The sequence below is a fragment of the Micromonospora sp. NPDC049171 genome, assembly GCF_040648275.1.
Lineage (GTDB): Bacteria > Actinomycetota > Actinomycetes > Mycobacteriales > Micromonosporaceae > Micromonospora.
Genome location: NZ_JBEZDJ010000037.1, coordinates 25,087 through 45,186, shown reverse-complemented (window position 1 = coordinate 45,186; position 20,100 = coordinate 25,087). Strand labels below are relative to the sequence as shown.

The window sequence follows — 20,100 nt, the reverse complement described above, 5'->3', positions numbered from 1 at the left end:
TCCGGCCAGAGGGGCGCGCCCCGATTGGGATAGGTTGTGCCGCGTGACTGACGAGCAGGAGAAGACCCGGGTCGGCGTGTTTGGTGCCCGGGGCCGGATGGGCATCGAGGTCTGCAGGGCTGTCGACGCCGCCGACGACCTCGAACTGGTCGCGGCGATCGACCAGGGCGACGACCTCTCCGCCGCCTCCGGTGCCGACGTGGTGGTCGACTTCACCACCCCGGACGTCGTCATGGACAACCTCCGGTGGTGCGTCGAGCAGGGCATCAACGCGGTGGTCGGCACGACCGGCTTCACCGAGCAGCGGTTGGAGCAGGTGCGCGGCTGGCTGGCCGACAAGCCCGGGGTGGGCGTCGTCATCGCCCCGAACTTCGGCATCGGCGCGGTGCTGATGATGCAGTTCGCCGTGCGGGCCGCCCGATACTTCGAGTCCGTCGAGATCATCGAGCAGCACCACCCGCGCAAGCTGGACGCCCCGAGCGGCACCGCCACCCACACCGCCCGGCAGATCGCCCAGGCCCGCGCCGACGCCGGCCTCGGCCCGGTACCGGACGCCACCAAGGACGAGGTGTCGGGTGCGCGCGGTGCCGACATCGAGGGGGTACGCGTGCACGCGGTGCGCGCCACCGGCCTCGTCGCCCACCAGGAGGTGCTGTTCGGCACCACCGGCGAGACGCTGACCATCCGGCACGACTCGTACGACCGGGTGTCGTTCATGCCGGGCGTGCTGCTGGCCGTCCGCGCGGTGCGCAACCGTCCGGGCCTCACCGTCGCCCTGGACGCCCTGCTCGACTGACCGGTCCGTTCCTCCGCCCCTCCCGGTCTCCGCACAGCGCAGATCTTGGGCAGTTTCCGTTCGGCCGTGCTGACGGAAAGTGTCCACGATCTGCGGGAGCGAGCCGGGTAGCATCCGCCGGATGATCGATGAGGGACACCTGGACCGGATCGGGAGGCGAGTGACGCTGCGGCCGGTCGACGACGACAACTGGCGTGCGGTGGCCGACGTCGCCCCGCGCGACGACCAGCGCCGGTTCGTGGCCGCGCTGGGGGCCCGCTACCTGCTGCTCAGTCTGCGTTCCGAGGTGTGGACGTCGCTCGCGGTGTACGCCGACGAGACCGTCGTCGGCCACGTCATGTGGGGCGTGGACGACGACGGCTCGCACTGGATCGGCGGAATGCTGATCGACGCCGCCGAACAGGCCCGGGGCGTCGGCCGGGCGACGGTGCGGACCCTCGCTCCCTGGCTGGCGGCCCAGGACGGCAACCCCCCGGTGCGCCTCTCGTACCACCCGGACAACACCCCGGCCGCCGCCCTGTACACCGCGCTGGGCTTCCACCCCACCGGCGCCCTCGACGACGACGAGGTGATCGCCGAACAAACCCGCTGACCCCCGCGATCTTGCACTCCCTGCCGTGGCCTGCGTCGATCATGGAGTTGTGGTGCCTCACAAAAGGGGCCCACGTGGAGCTTTCGCCCACCACAACTCCATGATCGACGGGCGGGGCGGGGCGGGGCGGGCGGGCGGGCGGGGCGGGGGCGGGGCGGGTTCAGTCTTCGGTTGGGACCTTTTCGGGCGGGACGCCCACGTGTAGGCGTACCTGGGGGACCAGCATGTCGTCCACGTCCAGCGCGCGGGCCGCGCCGTCGAGCTCCCAGCCGGTGCTGGTGAGGAACTTGCGGGTCGCCTCGTCGCCCTCGAACGCCCACGCCACCGCCCGGCTCAGGCCGTCTTCCCGCCACAGGTCGACGGCGGCGGCGAGCAGCCGGCTGCCGTGCCCACGCCGACCCCAGCGCGGCTCCACCAGCAGATCGGTCACCGCTGCCACGTCCGGGCCGAGCGCCGCGGCCGGCTCGCCCGGGGCCAGCGCCTCCGCGTCGGCCGGCCCGGAGGCGGCGAACCCCACCAGATACGATTGCTCGGCCTGTTCGACGGCGACCAGCACCCGGTGCGCGCCGGAGGGCGGCTCCAGCACCGCGGCGTTCCACCGCCGGGCGAGGAACGCCTCGTCCAGGTTGTCGAGCACGTGCCGAGGCAGGATCCGGCGGTACGCGACCCGCCAGGTCGCGAGTTGGATGCGTGCGATCTCGCCGGCGTCCTCAGGACGCGCCGGGCGGACGTACCCGAGAGCCATGGGACGGAAGCCTACGCAGGGCGAGGGAGGCGACGGTGGCGCAGGGTGCCAGGAGGACGACCGCGCAGGTCGCCGGGGTGGTGGTGCTCGCCGCGGCGGTCACCGCGTTCCTCGCCGTCGCGGCGGTACGCCACGGCTTCTTCGACCTGAAGGTCTACTACGGCGCGTTGACCTGGTGGGTGCACGACGGCGGGGAGATCTACGACTACCTCAAGCCGGGCACCCAGTACGGCTTCACCTACCCGCCGTTCGCCGCGCTGGTCATGCTGCCGATGGCGTACCTGCCGTGGTCGGCCGCGATCGCGGTGAGCGTGCTCGCCAGCGTGGTTAGCACCACGGTGCTGATCTGGTGGCTTGTCGACCCGATCGCCCGCCGGGCCGGCTGGACCCGGTGGTTCGCGCTCGCTGTGGCGCTCTGCCTGGCCGCCGCGTTCGAACCGATGCGGGAGACCGTCAACTTCGGCCAGGTCAACACGTTGCTGCTCTTCCTGGTGGCGGTGGACCTGCTGTGGCTGTTGCCGGCCGGCAACCGGTGGGCCGGGGTGGGCATCGGGCTCGCCACCGCGATCAAACTGACCCCGGGCGTCTTCATCGTCTACCTGCTGGTGACCGGGCGCTGGCGGGCGGCTCTCACCGCCTGCGGCACGGCCGCCGGGGTGTCGCTGCTGGCTGGCGCGCTCTTCCCGGACGCGTCCCGGGAGTTCTGGACCGAGGCGCTGTGGAACACCGGGCGGGTGGGCGAGTTGGCCTTCGTCTCCAACCAGTCGTTGCGCGGGGTGGTCGCCCGGCTCGACCCGCAGCACCCGAGCACCCTGCTCTGGCTGCTGCTCGTGCTCGGCACCCTGGCCCTGTGGGCGTGGCGGTCCCGGGCCGCCGTCGCGGCCGGTGACGAGGCGACCGGCCTGGCGCTGACCGGTGCGGTGATGTGCCTGGTCAGCCCGGTCACCTGGGTGCACCACCTGGTCTGGCTGCTGCCTGCGCTGATCCTGCTCGTCGACAATGCGATGGCCGCGCCGGCCGGCCGCCGCCGGCGCGTCCTGCTGGTCGCCGCGACCATCGGGTACGCGCTGCTGATCAGCCGGACCGTCTGGTTCTGGGAGAAGGACTTCACCGGCGTCGGCGGCTTCCTGGGCAGCAACGCCTACGTGTGGATCAGCCTGGCGCTGCTGGCCTTCCTGCCGATCCGCCGCTGGCTGACCCCGCGCGGGTCAGGTGTCGAGGCGTCCGGCGTAGCGCAGCTCGACAAGGCTGACCGGGGGCTGCCCACCGGCGAGCGGCACATGGTAGGTCGACCGCTCACCGTCCGCTGACAGCCCGGCCCGCTCGCCGAACCGGCGGGCCCGCCGGTTGTCCGCCAGCACCCACGCGTGGTATTCGGTCCAGCCCCGCTCGCCGAGCCCCACCCGGGCGGCGGACAGGAGGGCGACGGCGGTGCCGTCACCCCAGCAGGCCGGTTCCACGTACAGCGCCACCACCTCGCCGACCGTCGGGTCCAGGTCGTCCCGGTCCTGGTTGCGGCGGTACGGCCCGAAGGTGGTGAAGCCGACGACCAACCCGTCCACCTCGCCGAGCAGGGTGGTGAACGGATGCTCCGGATCGGCGGTGCCCACGTCGCGGCGGCGCTGCGCCCAGGCCGCCACGTTCAGTCGCTGGAGCACCTCGTCGGGCATGAAGCCGGCGTAGCCCGCCTGCCAGCCGTGCACGTGCACCCGGGCGACCGCCTCGGCGTCGTCCGGCTCCTCCCGGCGGATGGTCAGCATTGCACCGTTCTATGCCCAGGTGGCCCTCCCGTCCAACTTCCCGCACCGGCGTCGTACCGATGAATTAAGGTCGCCGACGATGGCCGCACCGGAATCACTCTCGCTCGCCCAGGCTCGCCGGGTGGCGCTCGCCGCCCAGGGCTTCGCCGACCCGCCGCCCGCCGGCGTGCCCACCCGCCGACACCTGCGTCGGGTGCTCGACCGGGTCAACCTGATCCAGATGGACTCGGTCAACGTGCTGCAACGCGCGCACTACCTGCCGCTCTACAGCCGGCTCGGGCCCTACCCGACCACACTGCTCGACCAGGCCGCCTACCGGCGCCCGCGGGAGCTGTTCGAATACTGGGGTCATGAGGCGTCGTTGGTTCCGGTCGAGCTGCATCCGATGCTGCGCTGGCGGATGGCCCGGGCGCACAGCGAATCCTGGGGCGGCATGCGGCGGATCGCCCAGGAGCAGCCGGAGCTGGTCGCGTGGGTCCGTGCCGAGGTGGCCGCCCGAGGTCCGCTGACCGCCGCCGAGATCGAGCACGACGCGCCCCGGGAAACCGGCAACTGGGGGTGGAACTGGTCGGCGGTCAAGCAGGCGTTGGAGTTCCTCTTCTGGGCCGGCGAGGTGGCCGCCGCGGAGCGCAGCACCTCCTTCGCCCGCCGCTACGACCTGCCCGAGCGGGTGCTGCCCGCGGCGGTGCTGGCCGCGCCCACCCCGACCGACGCCGAGGCGTACCGCACGCTTGTGGCACTTGCCGCGCGGTCGCTCGGGGTGGCCGGCGAGCCGGAGCTGCGCGACTACTTCCGGCTGCCGCTGGCCGGTGCCCGGCAGGCCGTCGCGGAGCTGGCCGAGGCCGGCGAGCTGGTGCCGGTCACCGTGGCGGGCTGGCGCCAGCCGGCGTGGCTGCACGCGTCCGCCCGGCTGCCCCGCTGGATTCGCGGCAACACGCTGGTCAGCCCCTTCGACCCGCTGATCTGGGAACGTGCCCGCACCGAGCGGCTGTTCGGTTTCAGCTACCGGATCGAGATCTACGTCCCCGCGCCACAGCGGGTCTACGGCTACTACGTGCTGCCGTTTCTCCAGGGCGACCGGTTCACCGCCCGGGTCGACCTGAAGGCCGACCGCAAGGCCGGGGTGCTGTTGGTGCCGGCCGCCTGGCTCGAACCCGGCGCCGACCCGGGGGAGACCGCGGCGGCCCTCGCCGCCGAGCTGCACCGGCTCGCCGGCTGGCTCGGCCTGGACGCGGTGGCACCGCCGCAGGCCGGCGACCTGGCCGGTCCGCTCACCGCCGCGTTGGCCGGCATGCCCGGTGTACCGTGAGCGCGTGACGAGCGTCCCCGGTCCGTTCGACCAGCCGCAGCCCGCCCCCGGGGCGGTGCACACCGTGCCGGCCGATGCGGCCAGCGTGGGTCCGGCTGGTTGGCCGACGACCCCGCCCGGTGGTTACCGAGCGCCGGAGCCGGATCGGCTCACCCGGTTCGTGCTGCGCCTCTACGAGCGTTCACCGCGCTGGGCGGTGCCGCTGGCCGCAGTCGGCTGCGTCGCCGCGGGCATGGGCTACGCGCTGCTCAGCAATCCGGCCCACGCCGCCCCGGATGCCGCACCCACCTGTCTGCTCAAGCTGACCACCGGGCTGGACTGCCCAGGCTGCGGCGGCACCCGCGCACTCTGGTACGTGCTGCACGCCGACCTGCCGGCCGCTGCCCGACACCACTTCCTGTTCGTCTTCGCGTTGCCGTTCCTCGCGTACCTCTTCGTGGCCTGGGCGGGCAACCAGGCATTCGGTTGGCGGCTGCCGGAGCTGCAGATCAGCTCGAAGGTCATCGTTGGTTTCCTCGGTGTGTGGCTGGCCTTCTCGGTGCTGCGCAACCTGCCCTGGGCACCGTTCACCTCGCTCTACGTCTGAGCGCGCCGCCGCCCACGCCCGACCATCTCATGATCGACTCGCCTTTCAGGAAACCGGCCCACCTGGACACCCCGAGTTTCAGGAAGTCGAGTCGATCAACCCGGTGGATGGGTGGACACCCGCGTCGCTGACGGAGTGATCGACATTGCAGGGGGCGTGCCTGAGTTGGGCCGGGAGGGGCCGCGCCACTACAGTCCCTGGAATGCCGGAGATGGTGCAGCCCCAGGTCAAGTTGATCGCGTGGACCCAGTTCGCGGCCCCGGACGACGTGCCGTGGTCGACCGACGCGGAGGGTGGCCAGGCGCTCGCCGAGTTCGCCGGCCGGGCCTGCTACCAGTCGTGGAAGAAGCCGAGCCCGGCGACCGCCACCAACGCCGGCTACCTGGCGCACATCCTCGAGGTCGGGCACCTGTCGGTGCTGGAGCACGGCTCGGTCACGTTCTACTTCACCGGGGTGTCGCGCTCCTTCACCCACGAGTTGATCCGGCACCGGCACTTCTCGTACTCCCAGTTGTCCCAGCGCTACGTCCCGGAACGGGACGCGGCCATGGTCGAGCCGGCGGTCATCGCCGACGACCCGGAGCTGCACAAGAAGTTCGTGGCGGCGGCCGAGGCGAGCGTTCAGGCGTACACGGAGTTGCTGGAGGGCCTGGAGCAGCGCTTCTCCGACGAGCCGAACCCGACGCTGCGCCGCAAGCAGGCCCGGCAGGCGGCCCGCGCGGTGCTGCCCAACGCCACCGAGACCCGGATCGTGGTCACCGGCAACTACCGGGCCTGGCGGCACTTCGTCGCGATGCGGGCCACCGAGCACGCCGACGTGGAGATCCGTGAGCTGGCCGTGGAGTGCCTGCGCCAGCTCCAGGGTGTCGCCCCGAACGTGTTCGCTGACTTCGTGATCTCCACGCTGCCGGACGGCACCGAGGTGGCGGCCAGCCCGCACGAGGCGTCCTGAGCCCTTCCCTGGCGGGCCCCGGCTGGTCGTCCGCTAGGTTGGAGGGTATGACGCACGACCACCCCGACGCCGCGGCCCGACCGGTGTCCCGCCCCTTCGGCCGGGTTCTCACGGCCATGGTGAGCCCGTTCACCCCCGACGGCTCGCTCGACCTCGACGGCGCCGCCCGGCTGGCGAGCCACCTGGTCGACGAGCAGGGCAACGACGCGCTGGTGGTCAACGGCACCACCGGCGAGTCGCCGACCACCACCGACGCGGAGAAGGAACGCCTGATCCGGGCCGTGGTGGAGGCCGTCGGAGACCGCGCGAAGGTCATCGCCGGGGTGGGCACCAACGACACCCGGCACACCATCGAGCTGTCCTCGGCCGCCGAGAAGGCGGGTGCGCAGGGTCTGCTGGTGGTCACCCCGTACTACAACAAGCCACCGCAGAGCGGTCTGCTGCGGCACTTCACCGCCGTCGCCGACGCCACCGGCCTGCCGGTGATGGTGTATGACATCCCACACCGCTCCGGTGTGCCGATCGAAACCGAGACGCTGGTCCGGCTCGCCGAGCACGGCCGGATCGTCGCGGTCAAGGACGCCAAGGGTGACCTGACCGCCACCAGTTGGGTGACCAGCCGGACCGCCCTCGCCTTCTACTGCGGCGAGGACGCCCTCACCCTGCCGGCGCTGGCCGTCGGCTCGGTGGGCGTGGTCGGGACCTCGACGCACTTCACCGGGGCACTGACCGCACAGATGATCGAGGCGTACGACGCGGGGGACATGCCGGCCGCGCTTGCCCTGCACCGGCGGCTGCTGCCGCTGTTCACCGGCATCTTCCGTACCCAGGGCACCATCCTGGTGAAGGCGGGCCTGGCGTCGCTGGGTCTGCCGGCCGGCCCGGTGCGACCCCCGCTGGTGGACGCCACCAACGACGAGATCGCCCAGCTGCGCGCGGACTTCGCGGCAGCGGGCCTGGAGCTGCCCGAATGATCGAACGACACGATGGGCGCCGAGTGACGGCGTCGCAGAATGAGGTGGACGAGTGACCGAGGCGCACATCGAGGCGGAACTACCCCCGCCGCTGCCCGAAGGTGGCCTGCGGATCATCCCGCTCGGCGGGCTCGGCGCCATCGGTCGGAACATGACCGTCTTCGAATACGACGGCAAGTTGCTGATCGTCGACTGCGGGGTGCTCTTCCCCGACGTCGAGCAACCGGGCGTGGACCTGATCCTGCCCGACTTCGGCCCGATCCTGGACCGGCTCGCCGACGTCCAGGCGATCGTGCTGACCCACGGCCACGAGGACCACATCGGCGCGGTGCCGTACCTGCTCGCCCACAAACCCGACATCCCGCTGGTCGGATCACAGTTCACCCTCGCCCTCGTCGAGGCGAAGTTGGCCGAGCGGCGGATCCAGCCGTACACGCTGACCGTGCGGGAGGGCGGCCGGGAGCGGCTCGGCCCGTTCGAGTGTGAGTTCTTCGCGGTCAACCACTCGATCCCGGACGCCCTCGCGGTGGCCATCCGCACCCCCGCCGGCCTGGTGCTGCACACCGGCGACTTCAAGATGGACCAGCTCCCGCTGGACGGCCGGATCACCGACCTGGCCGGTTTCGCCCGGCTCGGTGCCGAGGGCGTCGACCTGCTGCTCTCCGACTCGACAAACGCGGAGATCCCCGGCTTCGTCACCCCGGAACGGGAGATCGGGCCGGTGCTCGACTCGATCTTCGCGAAGGCGAAGGGCCGGATCATCGTGGCCTCGTTCGCCTCGCACGTGCACCGCGTACAGCAGGTGTTCGACTCCGCCGCGGAGCACGGCCGCAAGGTCGCGCTGATCGGCCGGTCCATGGTCCGCAACATGGGCATCGCCCGGGACCTCGGCCTGCTCAACATCCCGAATGGCCTGGTCGTCAGCATCGACGAGGCGACCACGTTGCCGCCGGACGAGATCGTGCTGATGTCCACCGGCTCGCAGGGTGAGCCGATGAGCGCGCTGGGCCGGATGGCCAGCGGCGACCACCGGCACATCACCATCGCGCCCGGCGACACAGTCGTGCTGGCGTCCTCGCTCGTGCCGGGCAACGAGACCTCGGTCTACCGGGTGATCAACCGCCTGGCGCGGGCGGGCGCGGTCGTCGTGCACAAGGACGTGGCCAAGGTGCACGTCTCCGGGCACGCCCCCGCCGGGGAGCTGCTCTACCTGCTCAACGTGGTCCGGCCCAGCAACCTGATGCCGGTGCACGGCGAGTGGCGCCACCTGCGCGCCCACGCCCGACTCGGCATCGAGTCCGGGGTCGCCGCCGACCGGGTGGTGATCTGCGAGGACGGCGACGTCGTCGACCTGGTCGAGGGCCGCGCCAGCCTGGTCGGGCACGTGAAGAGCCGGTACGTCTACGTGGACGGCCTCGCCGTCGGTGACGTCAGTGAGTCGCTGCTCACCGAGCGGCGGATCCTCGGTGACGGCGGCTTCATCGCCACCACCGTGGTCGTCGACTCGGTCACCGGCAAGGTGGTCGCCGGCCCCACGTTGTCCGCGAAGGGATTCTCGGAGGACCCGGAGGCGTTCAACCCGGTGGTCCCGCTTGTCACCGAGGCGCTCAACCGGGCCGCGGCGGACGGCATCACCGACCCGCACCAGCTCCAGCAGATCGTCCGCCGGACCGTGGGGCGGTGGGTCAACGACAAGTACCGTCGTCGCCCGATGATCGTGCCCACCGTCGTCGAGGTCTGAGTTTGTCCCGCTGACGCCGGTCCACTCCGTTCGGAGTGGGCCGGCGTCGCCGCGCCCGGGGTGTCAGGGCAGCGCGGTGACCGCCTCGGCGTAGGCGACGCCGGTGGTGATGGCGGCGTCCACCAGCACCGTGAGCTGCGCCGGGGCCACCCCGTGGGTCAGGTCGGTGGCCACGTCGCCGGCCAGCACCAACTCGCCGCCGAGATCGTGCGCGTACGCCTTGGGCAGCAGCCGGTCGTGGTTCCAGGCGTTGCAGAAGGCGTACGCCTCGGCGCGGCGGGTCGCCGGCAGCCGCCGGGTGGCCATGGCCCGGGCGTGCAGCACCTCGCCGCGTTCGCCGGCCCGGCGGAACTGGATCACCACCCCGTCCCACCGGCCGACCACCCGGTCGCCCTCCTCCACGACGTACCGGTCCCCGCGGCGATCCAGGGCGGCCGTGATGAGGTCGACGGTGAGCGTCACCAGCTCTCGCTCGTCGGTGGCGGTCTCGGAGTCGCGCGCCGCACCGCCGGATCCGACGTCCCCGAAACCGCCGTCGCCGGATCCAACGTCGCCGGAACTGTCGTCGCCGGCTCCGTCGTCGGCGGGCTCGTCGTCGCCGGCTCCGTCGTCGGCGGGCAGGGGCACCGGAGCCGCCAGCGGGCGCTCGGCGAGCCAGGCGGCCATCCGGCCGGAGTGGTGGCCGGTGCCGTTGCGGGCGTCGAAGCTGCCGGCCAGCTCGTTGACCATCGCGAGCAGCAGTGCGCCGAGGGTGGCCACGTCCAGGTGGGTGGCCGGCCGGCCACCGTACGCCGGGCGGGGCACCGTGCGCAGGCCGAGCCCGGCCTCGACGGCCACCGCGCAGACCAGCGCCCCGGCGGCGGCGAACTCCATCGCGGCGAGGTCGTCGGTGGGCCGGTCCAACCGGGGTAGCTGCTCGGCCAGAATGCTCAGCCCGCGTTCCAGGTGCCCGCCGAGGGCGCAGAACCGCAGGTGTGCGGCGAGGTGGGGAAAGGCCCCGCGCTCGCGTCGGTGCCGCCGGTACGCCCGCACGTGCGCCACCGCGGCCCGTTCGGCCTCGCCGACGCGCAGTGCGGGGAGCAGCCCGGCCACCAGCGCCCGCTCGGGCTGGTCGGTGCAACCCAGCGGGTCGTCGGTGGGCTCCCGCAGCTCGGCCAGCGCGGCGCGCCATTCCCCCCAGCCGGCGAGCAGCTCGGCGCGGCGGGCCGGGGCGCAACCGGGGCAGCCGCCGGACGGTCCGCCGACCGTGCCCGCCCACCGCTGGTACCAGTGCCGGGCGGTGGGCTCGTCGCCGAGGTGGTCGGCGATCCGGCAGCGCAGCTCCGCGACGGTCGCCGCCTCGGGGCCGTCCGCCCCGATCCGGTGGGCCAGGTCGTCCAGGAGGGACCGGGTCTGGTCCAGCCCCACCCGAGGGGTGCCGAGCAGCGCCTCCACGGCGTACCGCTGTAGGCGCAGCAGCAGGGCAGCCTCGTCCTCGGTGAGCAGCTCGGGCCGGTAGTCGGCGGCGGCTCGACACCGGCGTACCGGCTCGACCAGCCGCCACCGCTCGCCGTGCAACAGGTACGCCTCGATCAGCGCGAACCGGGCGTCCAGGGCGGACCGCAGGTCCCCGGACGCGTCGGCCCGCTCGGCGAGCCGTTCGAGGGCCAGCAGCCGGGCCGGCCCGTCGGGCAGGTCCCGTGCGTCGGCGAGCGCGCTCACCAGCGTCGGGTCGCGCTGCACGGGCGGCCGTCGGAGGGGGGCCGGACTGCCGGCCTCGCCGGCCCGGTCGGTGTGACTGCCGGTGAACTCGTCCCGGCCGGTCACGACGGCACCGCGCCGGGCAGCCGACGGACGGCCACGGCGAGCTGGCAGCCGGTGGAGATGCCACAGTCGAGCAGTTGGTCGAGTTGGTGCGGGGTGACCCCGCGTTCCAGGTCGGTGACCACCTCGCCGTAGACCCGAGCCCGACCGTCGTCGTCGACGTGCACGAACGCCTTGGGCCAGAGCCGGTCGTGGTTCCAGGAGTTGCAGAACGCGTACAGGGCGGGCACCTGCTCGATGCCGAAGGTGGGAGTCACCATCGTGCGGACCTGGAGCAGCTCGCCGTCCCCGCCGAGGCGGAGGAACCAGATCGTGTTGTCGTCGAAGTGGCCCACCAACTCGCCGGCCACGGTCAGGCCGACGGACCGGCCGCGGGCGGCGAGCACCGCGGCGACCAGTTCACCGGTCAGTGGGCGCAGCGCGCCCGGGTGCCCGGCCAGCGGATCATCTGGATCGCCCTCGGTTTCCGGCGACGCCATGGGGCATCCCTTCTGAGGCGGATATCACGACCGGCGGCGGGGTCCGTGTTTCGACGCGCGGACACGGCCCGGAAAAGCGGGGATCTGCCCGGCCCCACCGTTACCGTGACTCTATGGCGGGCCGTACCTCTCAGGCGAGCCGGCGGCGCGGCGCGTCGCCGCGCGGTGGCACCAACAGTCGTGCCCGTCAACCGGCGAAGAAGACCCGGGCACCGGTCCGGCGTCGTACCGCGCCGGCACGGCCCGGCGCGGCCGTCTACGTGGGTCGTGCGGTGGGCGCACTGTGGATGGGCGTGGCCCACGGGATGGGTTGGGCGGTGCGGGCCGCCGGTCGGCAGGCCGCCTCCGCCCGCGACCTGGACCCGGAGCACCGCCGCGACGGCGCCGGGCTGCTGATGTTCGGCTTCGCCCTGCTCACCGCCGTGGCACTCTGGCTTTCCGGAGCGGGCCCGGTGGGCACGCGACTGGCCGACACGATCCGGCTGTTCCTGGGTGCGATCTCGGTGGTCGTACCGGTGCTGTTGATGATCGGGGCGTGGCGGTTGATGCGTCAGCCCGCCGATCCGGAGCACCGGGGCCGCGGCCTGATCGGCTGGAGTTCACTGCTCGTCTCGACCGCCGCGCTGCTGCACATCGGGCAGGCCCCGGCCAACCCGCTCCAGCGGGACTTCGCGGGTGGCCTGGTCGGCGCGGGCATCGGCGGGCTGCTGGAGCGCGCGGTCACCGCCTGGGTGGCGGTGCCGCTGCTGGTCCTGCTGCTGCTCTTCGGTCTGCTGGTGGTGACCGCGACACCGATCAACAAGATCCCGGAGCGCCTGGGCCTGCTCGCCGGTGGGTTGGTCGCCGCACCGGAGACCGACGAGGAAGAAGACGTTCCGGCCGCGAAGCCGGCGCGGAGGCGACCGGCGAAGCGGACGCCGCCGCCGCTCGACCCGGACGACTTCGAGGATCTGGACGGCGCGGACCTCCAGGAGACCATGGTGTTGCCGCGCAAGGCCCCGGCGAAGGTGCCGGCGAGCCGCCGGCCGCCGGTCGAGCCGCCGGAGCACTCGCCCGCGCCGACCCGGGCCGAGCAGCTCGCGTTGACCGGGCTGGCCGGGGACTACACGCTGCCGCCGGCCAACATGCTCAGCGCCGGTGCCGCCGCGAAGACCCGCAGCAAGGCCAACGACGAGGTGATCGCCGCGCTGACCGGCGTGTTCGACCAGTTCGACGTGGACGCCGCGGTCACCGGCTTCACCCGTGGCCCGACGGTCACCCGGTACGAGGTCGAGCTGGGCCACGGCGTCAAGGTCGAGCGGATCACCCAGCTCTCCCGCAACATCGCGTACGCGGTGAAGTCGCCGGACGTACGGATCCTCAGCCCGATCCCGGGCAAGAGCGCGGTCGGCGTGGAGATCCCGAACACCGACCCGGAGAACGTCGCCCTCGGCGACGTGCTGCGCTCACGCGCGGCGACGAGTGACCACCACCCGATGGTGGTGGCGCTCGGCAAGGACATCGAGGGCGGCTACGTGGTGGCCAACCTCGCGAAGATGCCTCACATTTTGATTGCCGGGGCCACCGGCGCCGGAAAATCGAGCTGCCTCAACACCCTGCTGGTCTCCGTCCTCACCCGGGCCACCCCGGACGAGGTACGCCTGCTGCTGATCGACCCGAAGCGGGTCGAGATGACCGGCTACGAGGGCATCCCGCACCTGGTCACCCCGATCGTGACGAACGCGAAGAAGGCGGCCGACTCGCTGGACTGGGTGGTCCGCGAGATGGACATGCGCTACGACGACCTCGCCGCCAACGGGGTCCGGCACATCGACGACTTCAACCGCAAGGTCCGCAACGGCGAGATCAAGGCACCGCCGGGCAGTGAACGGGAGATGCGCCCGTACCCGTACCTGTTGGTGATCGTGGACGAGCTGGCCGACCTCATGATGGTCGCGCCCCGCGACGTGGAGGACTCCGTCGTCCGGATCACCCAGTTGGCCCGCGCGGCCGGCATCCACCTGGTCCTGGCCACCCAACGCCCCTCGGTCGACGTGGTGACCGGTCTGATCAAGGCGAACGTGCCGTCCCGGTTGGCGTTCGCCACCTCCTCCCTCGCCGACTCCCGGGTCATCCTCGACCAGCCGGGCGCGGAGAAGCTGCTCGGCCGCGGTGACGGGCTCTTCCTGCCGATGGGGGCCTCCAAGCCGGTCCGCATCCAGGGTGCCTGGGTCACCGAGCGGGAGATCGCCGATGTCGTGAAGTTCTGCAAGGACCAGCGCGAGCCGGAGTTCCGCAAGGACGTGCTGGCCCCCGCGCAGGAGACCAAGAAGAAGACCGACGAGGACATCGGCGACGACCTGGACCTGTTGGTGCAGGCGGTGGAGTTGGTGGTGACCTCGCAGTTCGGCTCGACGTCGATGCTCCAGCGCAAGCTGCGTGTCGGTTTCGCGAAGGCGGGCCGCCTGATGGACCTGATGGAGACCCGCGGAGTGGTCGGGCCGTCCGAGGGGTCGAAGGCGCGTGACGTGCTGGTCAAGCCGGACGAGCTGGACGAGGTCCTGGTCGGCCTGCGCGGCGACGTGGACTGACCGGCGGGACGACGCGACCCGGGGAATCGCGAACGACCCGAGGAAACGCGGCGGGCCCGGGGAAACGCGGCGGGCCCAGTAAAACGCCACGGGCCCGCCGGAATCCGGCGGGCCCGTGACTCGGGAAGCGTTCAGTTGAGCAACGCGGCGGCGATGATGGTGCCGATGATCGCGCCGACAACGCTGGCCGCCGCGGCGTACCAGCCCAGGGGCTTGTCACCCAGCACCGCGCCGACGATGCCCGCGACGATGCCGAGCACGCCGAAGATGATCGGGGAGATGAGCAGGGCGAGAACCGCGAAGACGAAGCCCACGATGGTGAGGATGCGGGCGGCGTTGGCGCGGGGGCGGGCGGTGCTGGGCAGGTCGGCCATGTCGTCCTCCGGGTGAGAGCCTGTCGTGACGAATCGATCACTACCCACTGTGGGTCGTGACCACGCCTGCCGAGGTGACTCCTCAGTGGAAGATTTTCAGGCCGATCACGCCGGCGACCACCAGCAGTAGGCACAGGATCCGGGGCAGGCTCGCCGACTCGCCGAGCGCCAGCATCCCGACCAGCGCGGTGCCGACCGCGCCGATGCCGACCCAGACCGCGTAACCGGTGCCGACCGGGATCTCGCGCAGCGCGTACGCCAGCCCGGCCATGCTCAGGGCCAGCGTCACCGCGAACACCACGGACGGGCCCAGCCGGCTGAAGCCGGCGCTGCGGTCGAGGGCCACCGCCCAGGCCGTCTCCAGCAGTCCAGAGATCACCAGCACCAGCCAGGCCATCGTCCACCTCACACGGGAGTGCCCGGGCCGCCGGCGCCGGGACGAGTCGGGGTCTGCTCGTCGCGGGGCGTCTTGGCCTCACCGGGTACGCCCACCACTCGTCCGGGGTGGCCACGGGCCACCGAGGCCGACGCTAGCACCGGCCGACCGCCGGGGTGGACGGGTCGGGTGTCGAGGGCCCAGTGACTCCGGCCACCCCGGATTGACCTGAACTTGACTCTAACTTGCAGAATGACGGCCATGACGCTGATCTATGCCGACCGTGAGGTCGCCGCCGCACTGGACGCCGCCACCACGGTCGACGCCATGCGTGCCGCCCTCCTGGCCGCGTACGAGGGACGCCTCGTGGCCCCGCCCCGGGCCGCCGCCCCGCTGGGCGGTGGGCGGCTGGTGCTCACCGCGGGGCACCTGGTCGGCGAGTGGTACGGCTTTCGCTCCTACGACACCTTCGGCCACCCGCAGGGCGAGCAGGTGGTGGTGCTGCACGACGCGGGCACCGGGGCGATCCGGGCGGTGGCGGTGGGCGAGGAGCTGGGTTCCCGTCGTACCGGAGGGTTGGGTGCCCTGGCGGTCGACGCCCTGGCCCGTCCGGACGCGGCCACCCTCGGCGTGATCGGCTCCGGCCGGCAGGCCTGGACCCAGGTCTGGGCGACCGCCGCCGTGCGCTCCCTCCGTGAGGTGGTGGTGCACAGCCGCTCCGCGGCGCGGCGGGACGCCCTCGCCGCCCGGATCCGCGCCGAGCTGGGTGTGCCGGCCCGCACGGTGGCCGACCCGGGCTCGGCCGTCACCGGGCGGGACATCGTGGTGCTCGCGACCACCAGCCCGACCCCGGTGCTCCGCGCCGCCGATCTCAGCCCCGGCACGCACCTCAACGCGGTCGGCTTCAAGCAGCGGGACCGCAGCGAGTTCGGCACCGACCTGCTGGACGCCGCCGAACTGCTGGTCACCGACTCGCCAGCCCAGGCGGCGGACTACCAGCCGCCGATGCTCGCGGCCACACCCCCGTACGCCGGGCGGTTGCGGGACCTGGGTGGCATCCTGGCCGGCGCGGTCCCCGGCCGGACCACCACGGACCAGATCTCGGTCTTCTGCTCCACCGGCCTGGCCGGCACCGAGGTGTTCCTGCTCGATGCGCTGACCCGCATCGGCGCCGTGGCGCGCTGACCGCCGCCGGAAACCGAGCACACCGATGCGGCGTCCCGCGCGTGCCCGGCCGTCGCCGAAGCCCCGCGTGCGTGGGCTTCCCCGGCCGGCCCGGTACCCTCGGATGGTGTCTGCCACCTCTCCTTCTCCTTCTGACCACGCCGAGGGCCGTCGCGTCGCCCTGCTCACCCTGGGCTGCGCCCGCAACGAGGTCGACTCGGAGGAGCTGGCCGCGCGGCTGCACGCCGACGGCTGGCAGGTGACCACCGACGGCGAGGGCGCCGACGTGGTGGTCGTCAACACCTGCGGTTTCGTGGAGAAGGCCAAGCAGGATTCCATCCAGACGCTGCTCGCCGCCGCCGGGACCGGCGCCAAGGTGGTCGCGGCCGGCTGCATGGCCGAGCGGTACGGCCGTGAGTTGGCCGACAGTCTGCCCGAGGCGCAGGCGGTGCTGAGTTTCGACGACTACCCGGACATCGCCGCCCGGCTGAACGCCGTCGTCGCCGGCGAGCAGATCACCGCGCACACCCCCCGGGACCGGCGTGAGCTGCTGCCGTTGACCCCGGTGCAGCGCCGCGACAGCAAGGTGTCGCTGCCCGGGCACGGCACGGTGAGCCGCACCGTCGTCGACACCGACGAGCACACCCCCGCACACCTGCGCCAGGTGCTGCGCCGCCGACTGGACACCGGCCCGGTGGCCTCGCTGAAGCTGGCCAGCGGTTGCGACAGGCGCTGCGCGTTCTGTGCCATCCCCGCCTTCCGTGGGGCGTTCGTCTCGCGTACGCCGGACGAGCTGCTCGCCGAGGCGGAGTGGCTGGCCAAGACCGGCGTCCGGGAGTTGGTGCTGGTCAGTGAGAACTCCACCTCGTACGGCAAGGACCTCGGCGATCCCCGGGCTTTGGAGAAGCTGCTGCCGCAGCTCGCCGCGGTGACCGGCATCGTCCGGGTGCGGGCCAGCTACCTCCAGCCGGCCGAGACCCGACCCGGCCTGGTCGAGGCGATCGCCAACACCCCGGGCGTGGCCGCGTACTTCGACCTGTCGTTCCAGCACTCCAGCGAGCCGGTGCTGCGCCGGATGCGGCGTTTCGGCTCCACCGACCGGTTCCTGGAGCTGCTCGCCGGTGCCCGCGCGTTGGCCCCGGACGCGGGCGCCCGGAGCAACTTCATCGTCGGTTTCCCCGGCGAGACCCGCGCCGACGTCGACGAGCTGGTCCGGTTCCTGACCGAGGCCCGGCTGGACGCGATCGGGATGTTCGACTACAGCGACGAGGACGGCACCGAGGCCGCCGGCCTGCCGGGCAAGGTCTCCGCCGCGACGATCAAGCGGCGCTACGACCGGCTCAGCGCGCTCGCCGACGAGCTGTGCTCGCAGCGGGCCGAGGACCGGCTCGGCTCGACTGTCGAGGTGCTCGTCGACTCGATCGCGGACGGCCTGGTGGAGGGTCGGGCGGCGCACCAGGCGCCGGAGGTGGACGGTTCCACCACCCTGGTCGCCCCGGCCGAGGGTGGGGTCGACCTCGCCGCGTTGCGACCGGGTGATCTGGTACGCGCGACGGTGACCGGCACCGAAGGGGTCGACCTGCTGGCGGTGCCGGATGAGATGATCTCGGCGGCGCCCGGCGCGGCACGGTGACGGTGGGCCCAGGCGGAGCGGGGGAGCCCAGTGGTGCGGTGCCGGGAACGCCACGGCGGCCCGAGCGGAGTGCGGCGGTGACCGGGGCGACGGAGTCGACTCCGGCCCGGGTGGTCGCCGTGGTGCCCGTCGTCAACGCGGCCAACGCGCTGACCGCCCTGCGGCTGGCGCTGGTGCCGGTCTTCGCCGCCTCGGTGGTCATGTCCGGGATGACCCACTCCGGCTGGCGGATGGCGGCGTGCCTGATCTTCGCGGTGGCGTCGGCGACCGACCTGGTGGACGGTTGGATCGCCCGCCGGTTCGGGCTTGTCACCTCGGTCGGCAAGGTGGCCGACCCGATTGCCGACAAGGCCCTCACCGGGGCCGCGCTGGTGCTGCTGTCCTGGTATGACCGGCTGCCCTGGTGGGTGACCGCGCTGATCCTCGTCCGCGAGCTGGGCATCACCGGGCTGCGGTTCTGGGTGATCCGGCACGGCGTGATCGCCGCCAGCCGAGGCGGCAAGGTCAAGACCGCGCTCCAGATCCTCGCCATCGCCTGGTACCTCTGGCCGATGCCGGCCGCCCTCGCCGCCGTCGGCCCGTGGATCATGGCCGCCGCCGTCCTGGTCACGGTCGCCACCGGCTTCGACTACATAGCCCAAGCCCTCCGCCTCCGCCGCCCCCGCTGACCCCCCACCCCCGCTTCGTTGATCATGAGGTTATTGCCATTCGGAGCGGCGTGTCGCGGCTATAACCCCATGATCAACGCGATTGGGTGGGTGGGGTTGGGGAAGGGGGGTTGGGGGAGGATGGGTTGATGCAGCGGGACACGGGTCTGGAACGGCCGGCGGATGGTGTGGCGGACGATGCCGAGGCGGGTAGTGCGGCAGCCGGAGTCGTGCACCGACTCGCCCAGCGGCACGAGACCCTGGCCACCGTCGAATCACTCACCGGTGGGCTGTTGGCCGCATCGATCGTGGACATCGCCGGGGTCAGCGGGATCTACCGGGGCGGCCTCGTGGTCTACGCCACCGAGTTGAAGGGCACCCTGGCCGGGGTCCCCGCCGACCTGCTGTCCGAGCGGGGGCCGGTGGACCCGGACGTGGCGGCGGCCCTCGCCGCGGGTGGCCGCCAGCGCTGCGGCGCGGACTGGGCAGTGGCCACCACCGGCGTCGCCGGCCCGGAACCGCAGGACGGCAAACCCGTCGGCCTGGTCTACGTCGCGGTCGCCGGCCCGAACGGCGCCGAGGTCCGACAGCTCGACCTGGACGGCGGTCGGGACCACGTCCGCGCCGCGGCGGTGGTCGAGGCGCTGCGGCTGCTCGCCGACCAAATCCACGCCGCCGACACCGCGCACGCCGCGCTGCCCGCGAGTTAGCCGGGAGATCCGATCCACGCCGCCGACACCGCGCAAGCCGCGCTGCCCGCGAGTTGGCCGGGGGACATCCGGGGCATCCGGGGCGGCTGGGAGCGGTCGGTGCCGCGCGAAGTGAGTCCGTCTCGGCGATCCGACGGGCGGGGCGGGATGTCGGCGGGGCTCGTAACGGGTACGGTTGCGGGAAGGCTCCGACGTTTCGGGGTCGGCGCGGTCCGCCGCGGCCGGCCGCCCAGCGCCGGGCGCGAGGTATCCCTCAGGGGGAGGTGCGATGATCCTGCTACGCCGGGTGATCGGTGACGCACTGCGGGCGCGCCGGCAGGGCCAGCAGCGCACGCTGCGTGAGGTCTCCACCGCCGCCAACGTCAGCCTCGGCTACCTCTCCGAGATCGAGCGGGGGCACAAGGAGCCGTCCAGCGAGCTGCTCGCCGCGATCTGCGACGCCCTCGGTGCCCGACTGTCCGAGCTTCTGCGTGAGGTGAGCGACACCGTGGCGCTCGCCGAGCAGATGCCCGAGGTCCTCGTCTCGATGCAGGACGAGTCGGCCGAGGCCGCGGCCAAGAGCACCGGCCGGGGTGTCCGTCAGGTCACCTCCGATGGCAAGGTCGCCGTCTCGGTCCGTCAGGACTCGCCGCTCAAGGCCACGCTGCGCAGCACCCGCGTCCGCCCGACCGAGCGCGACCGGGACGTGGTCTGCGCCGCCTGAGACCGTGGTCCGTTGACCATGGGTGGGCTGGCTCCGGCCGCGTAGGGTGGCCCACAGGAGCTGCCGGTGCTGTCGACCGCCCGGTACGGATGCCTCGTTGGCGTCCGGCTGGGACGATGGAGACCGGCGGTGGTGGTCGGTTGGCCCATCGGGCCCGGCCGGCCGTGGTGGAGCTACGCTACTGAG

General features: G+C 72.6%; 20 protein-coding genes and 1 riboswitch. Of the genes, 14 read left to right on the top strand and 6 right to left on the bottom strand.

Features of this window, described 5'->3' with window-relative positions; translation table 11 throughout:
• The first annotated feature begins 43 nt into the window (after positions 1–43).
• Positions 44–796 carry a 4-hydroxy-tetrahydrodipicolinate reductase gene (gene dapB, locus AB0B14_RS33250; protein ID WP_357525995.1) on the top strand — a complete coding sequence of 251 codons (753 nt, stop codon included), beginning with the start codon at positions 44–46 and terminating at the stop codon, positions 794–796.
• Positions 797–917: 121 nt separating this feature from the next.
• The gene (locus AB0B14_RS33245) at positions 918–1,388 is read left to right on the top strand and encodes a GNAT family N-acetyltransferase (protein WP_357525993.1); all 471 of its coding nucleotides are present in this window, start codon (positions 918–920) and stop codon (positions 1,386–1,388) included.
• Positions 1,389–1,548: 160 nt separating this feature from the next.
• Here AB0B14_RS33245 and AB0B14_RS33240 read toward each other — a convergent pair whose 3' ends face one another.
• Positions 1,549–2,133 (bottom strand): GNAT family N-acetyltransferase, encoded by a 585-nt coding sequence (locus AB0B14_RS33240; protein ID WP_357525991.1) that lies wholly within the window; start codon positions 2,131–2,133, stop codon positions 1,549–1,551.
• 35 nt (positions 2,134–2,168) lie between these two features.
• Between AB0B14_RS33240 and AB0B14_RS33235 the strand changes: the two genes are divergently transcribed.
• Positions 2,169–3,443, top strand: coding sequence for a glycosyltransferase family 87 protein (locus tag AB0B14_RS33235; RefSeq protein ID WP_357073105.1), 1,275 nt, complete (start codon positions 2,169–2,171; stop codon positions 3,441–3,443).
• On the opposite strand, the gene AB0B14_RS33230 is transcribed toward AB0B14_RS33235, so the two are convergent.
• On the bottom strand, positions 3,342–3,893 hold the full coding sequence (locus AB0B14_RS33230; protein ID WP_357073102.1) for a GNAT family N-acetyltransferase: 552 nt from the start codon (positions 3,891–3,893) through the stop codon (positions 3,342–3,344). The two genes, AB0B14_RS33235 and AB0B14_RS33230, sit on opposite strands and share 102 nt — an antisense overlap.
• Positions 3,894–3,972: 79 nt before the next feature.
• Between AB0B14_RS33230 and AB0B14_RS33225 the strand changes: the two genes are divergently transcribed.
• The 5 genes from AB0B14_RS33225 to AB0B14_RS33205 all read left to right on the top strand — a co-directional run bounded on the left by AB0B14_RS33225 (position 3,973) and on the right by AB0B14_RS33205 (position 9,455).
• Positions 3,973–5,202 carry a crosslink repair DNA glycosylase YcaQ family protein gene (locus tag AB0B14_RS33225; protein WP_357525989.1) on the top strand — a complete coding sequence of 410 codons (1,230 nt, stop codon included), beginning with the start codon at positions 3,973–3,975 and terminating at the stop codon, positions 5,200–5,202.
• A 64-nt stretch (positions 5,203–5,266) separates the two neighbouring features.
• Positions 5,267–5,788, top strand: coding sequence for a DUF2752 domain-containing protein (locus tag AB0B14_RS33220; RefSeq protein ID WP_357073282.1), 522 nt, complete (start codon positions 5,267–5,269; stop codon positions 5,786–5,788).
• A 211-nt stretch (positions 5,789–5,999) separates the two neighbouring features.
• On the top strand, positions 6,000–6,740 hold the full coding sequence (gene thyX / locus AB0B14_RS33215) for an FAD-dependent thymidylate synthase (RefSeq protein WP_357526012.1): 741 nt from the start codon (positions 6,000–6,002) through the stop codon (positions 6,738–6,740).
• A gap of 47 nt (positions 6,741–6,787) precedes the next feature.
• Positions 6,788–7,714, top strand: coding sequence for a 4-hydroxy-tetrahydrodipicolinate synthase (dapA, locus tag AB0B14_RS33210; protein WP_357073096.1), 927 nt, complete (start codon positions 6,788–6,790; stop codon positions 7,712–7,714).
• 52 nt (positions 7,715–7,766) lie between these two features.
• Positions 7,767–9,455, top strand: coding sequence for a ribonuclease J (locus tag AB0B14_RS33205; RefSeq protein WP_357073093.1), 1,689 nt, complete (start codon positions 7,767–7,769; stop codon positions 9,453–9,455).
• Positions 9,456–9,518: 63 nt separating this feature from the next.
• Here the strand turns inward: AB0B14_RS33205 and AB0B14_RS33200 are convergent, their stop codons facing one another.
• The gene (locus AB0B14_RS33200) at positions 9,519–11,177 is read right to left on the bottom strand and encodes a YbjN domain-containing protein (RefSeq protein ID WP_357526010.1); all 1,659 of its coding nucleotides are present in this window, start codon (positions 11,175–11,177) and stop codon (positions 9,519–9,521) included.
• An 80-nt stretch (positions 11,178–11,257) separates the two neighbouring features.
• Entirely contained in the window at positions 11,258–11,737 is a 480-nt protein-coding gene (locus tag AB0B14_RS33195) for a YbjN domain-containing protein (RefSeq protein ID WP_357525987.1), read from the bottom strand.
• 113 nt (positions 11,738–11,850) lie between these two features.
• Between AB0B14_RS33195 and AB0B14_RS33190 the strand changes: the two genes are divergently transcribed.
• Positions 11,851–14,307, top strand: a complete 2,457-nt coding sequence (locus AB0B14_RS33190; protein WP_357525985.1) for a DNA translocase FtsK 4TM domain-containing protein — start codon at positions 11,851–11,853, stop codon at positions 14,305–14,307.
• Between the two features lie 131 nt (positions 14,308–14,438).
• Here the strand turns inward: AB0B14_RS33190 and AB0B14_RS33185 are convergent, their stop codons facing one another.
• Both AB0B14_RS33185 and AB0B14_RS33180 read right to left on the bottom strand, forming a co-directional pair.
• Entirely contained in the window at positions 14,439–14,681 is a 243-nt protein-coding gene (locus AB0B14_RS33185; protein WP_357073084.1) for a hypothetical protein, read from the bottom strand.
• Positions 14,682–14,763: 82 nt separating this feature from the next.
• On the bottom strand, positions 14,764–15,078 hold the full coding sequence (locus AB0B14_RS33180) for an SMR family transporter (RefSeq protein WP_357525983.1): 315 nt from the start codon (positions 15,076–15,078) through the stop codon (positions 14,764–14,766).
• Positions 15,079–15,139: 61 nt separating this feature from the next.
• A riboswitch (guanidine-III (ykkC-III) riboswitch) is annotated at positions 15,140–15,204 on the bottom strand.
• A 114-nt stretch (positions 15,205–15,318) separates the two neighbouring features.
• Between AB0B14_RS33180 and AB0B14_RS33175 the strand changes: the two genes are divergently transcribed.
• From AB0B14_RS33175 to AB0B14_RS33155, 5 genes are all read left to right on the top strand, one after another.
• On the top strand, positions 15,319–16,242 hold the full coding sequence (locus tag AB0B14_RS33175; RefSeq protein ID WP_357525981.1) for an ornithine cyclodeaminase family protein: 924 nt from the start codon (positions 15,319–15,321) through the stop codon (positions 16,240–16,242).
• 103 nt (positions 16,243–16,345) lie between these two features.
• The gene (rimO, locus tag AB0B14_RS33170; protein WP_357525979.1) at positions 16,346–17,854 is read left to right on the top strand and encodes a 30S ribosomal protein S12 methylthiotransferase RimO; all 1,509 of its coding nucleotides are present in this window, start codon (positions 16,346–16,348) and stop codon (positions 17,852–17,854) included.
• Positions 17,855–17,931: 77 nt separating this feature from the next.
• Positions 17,932–18,522 carry a CDP-diacylglycerol--glycerol-3-phosphate 3-phosphatidyltransferase gene (gene pgsA / locus AB0B14_RS33165; RefSeq protein WP_357073072.1) on the top strand — a complete coding sequence of 197 codons (591 nt, stop codon included), beginning with the start codon at positions 17,932–17,934 and terminating at the stop codon, positions 18,520–18,522.
• Between the two features lie 128 nt (positions 18,523–18,650).
• Complete coding sequence (locus AB0B14_RS33160) at positions 18,651–19,211, top strand: CinA family protein (protein ID WP_357073069.1); 561 nt, start codon at positions 18,651–18,653, stop codon at positions 19,209–19,211.
• Between the two features lie 268 nt (positions 19,212–19,479).
• Positions 19,480–19,914 (top strand): helix-turn-helix transcriptional regulator, encoded by a 435-nt coding sequence (locus AB0B14_RS33155; RefSeq protein WP_357073066.1) that lies wholly within the window; start codon positions 19,480–19,482, stop codon positions 19,912–19,914.
• Positions 19,915–20,100: the final 186 nt, after the last annotated feature.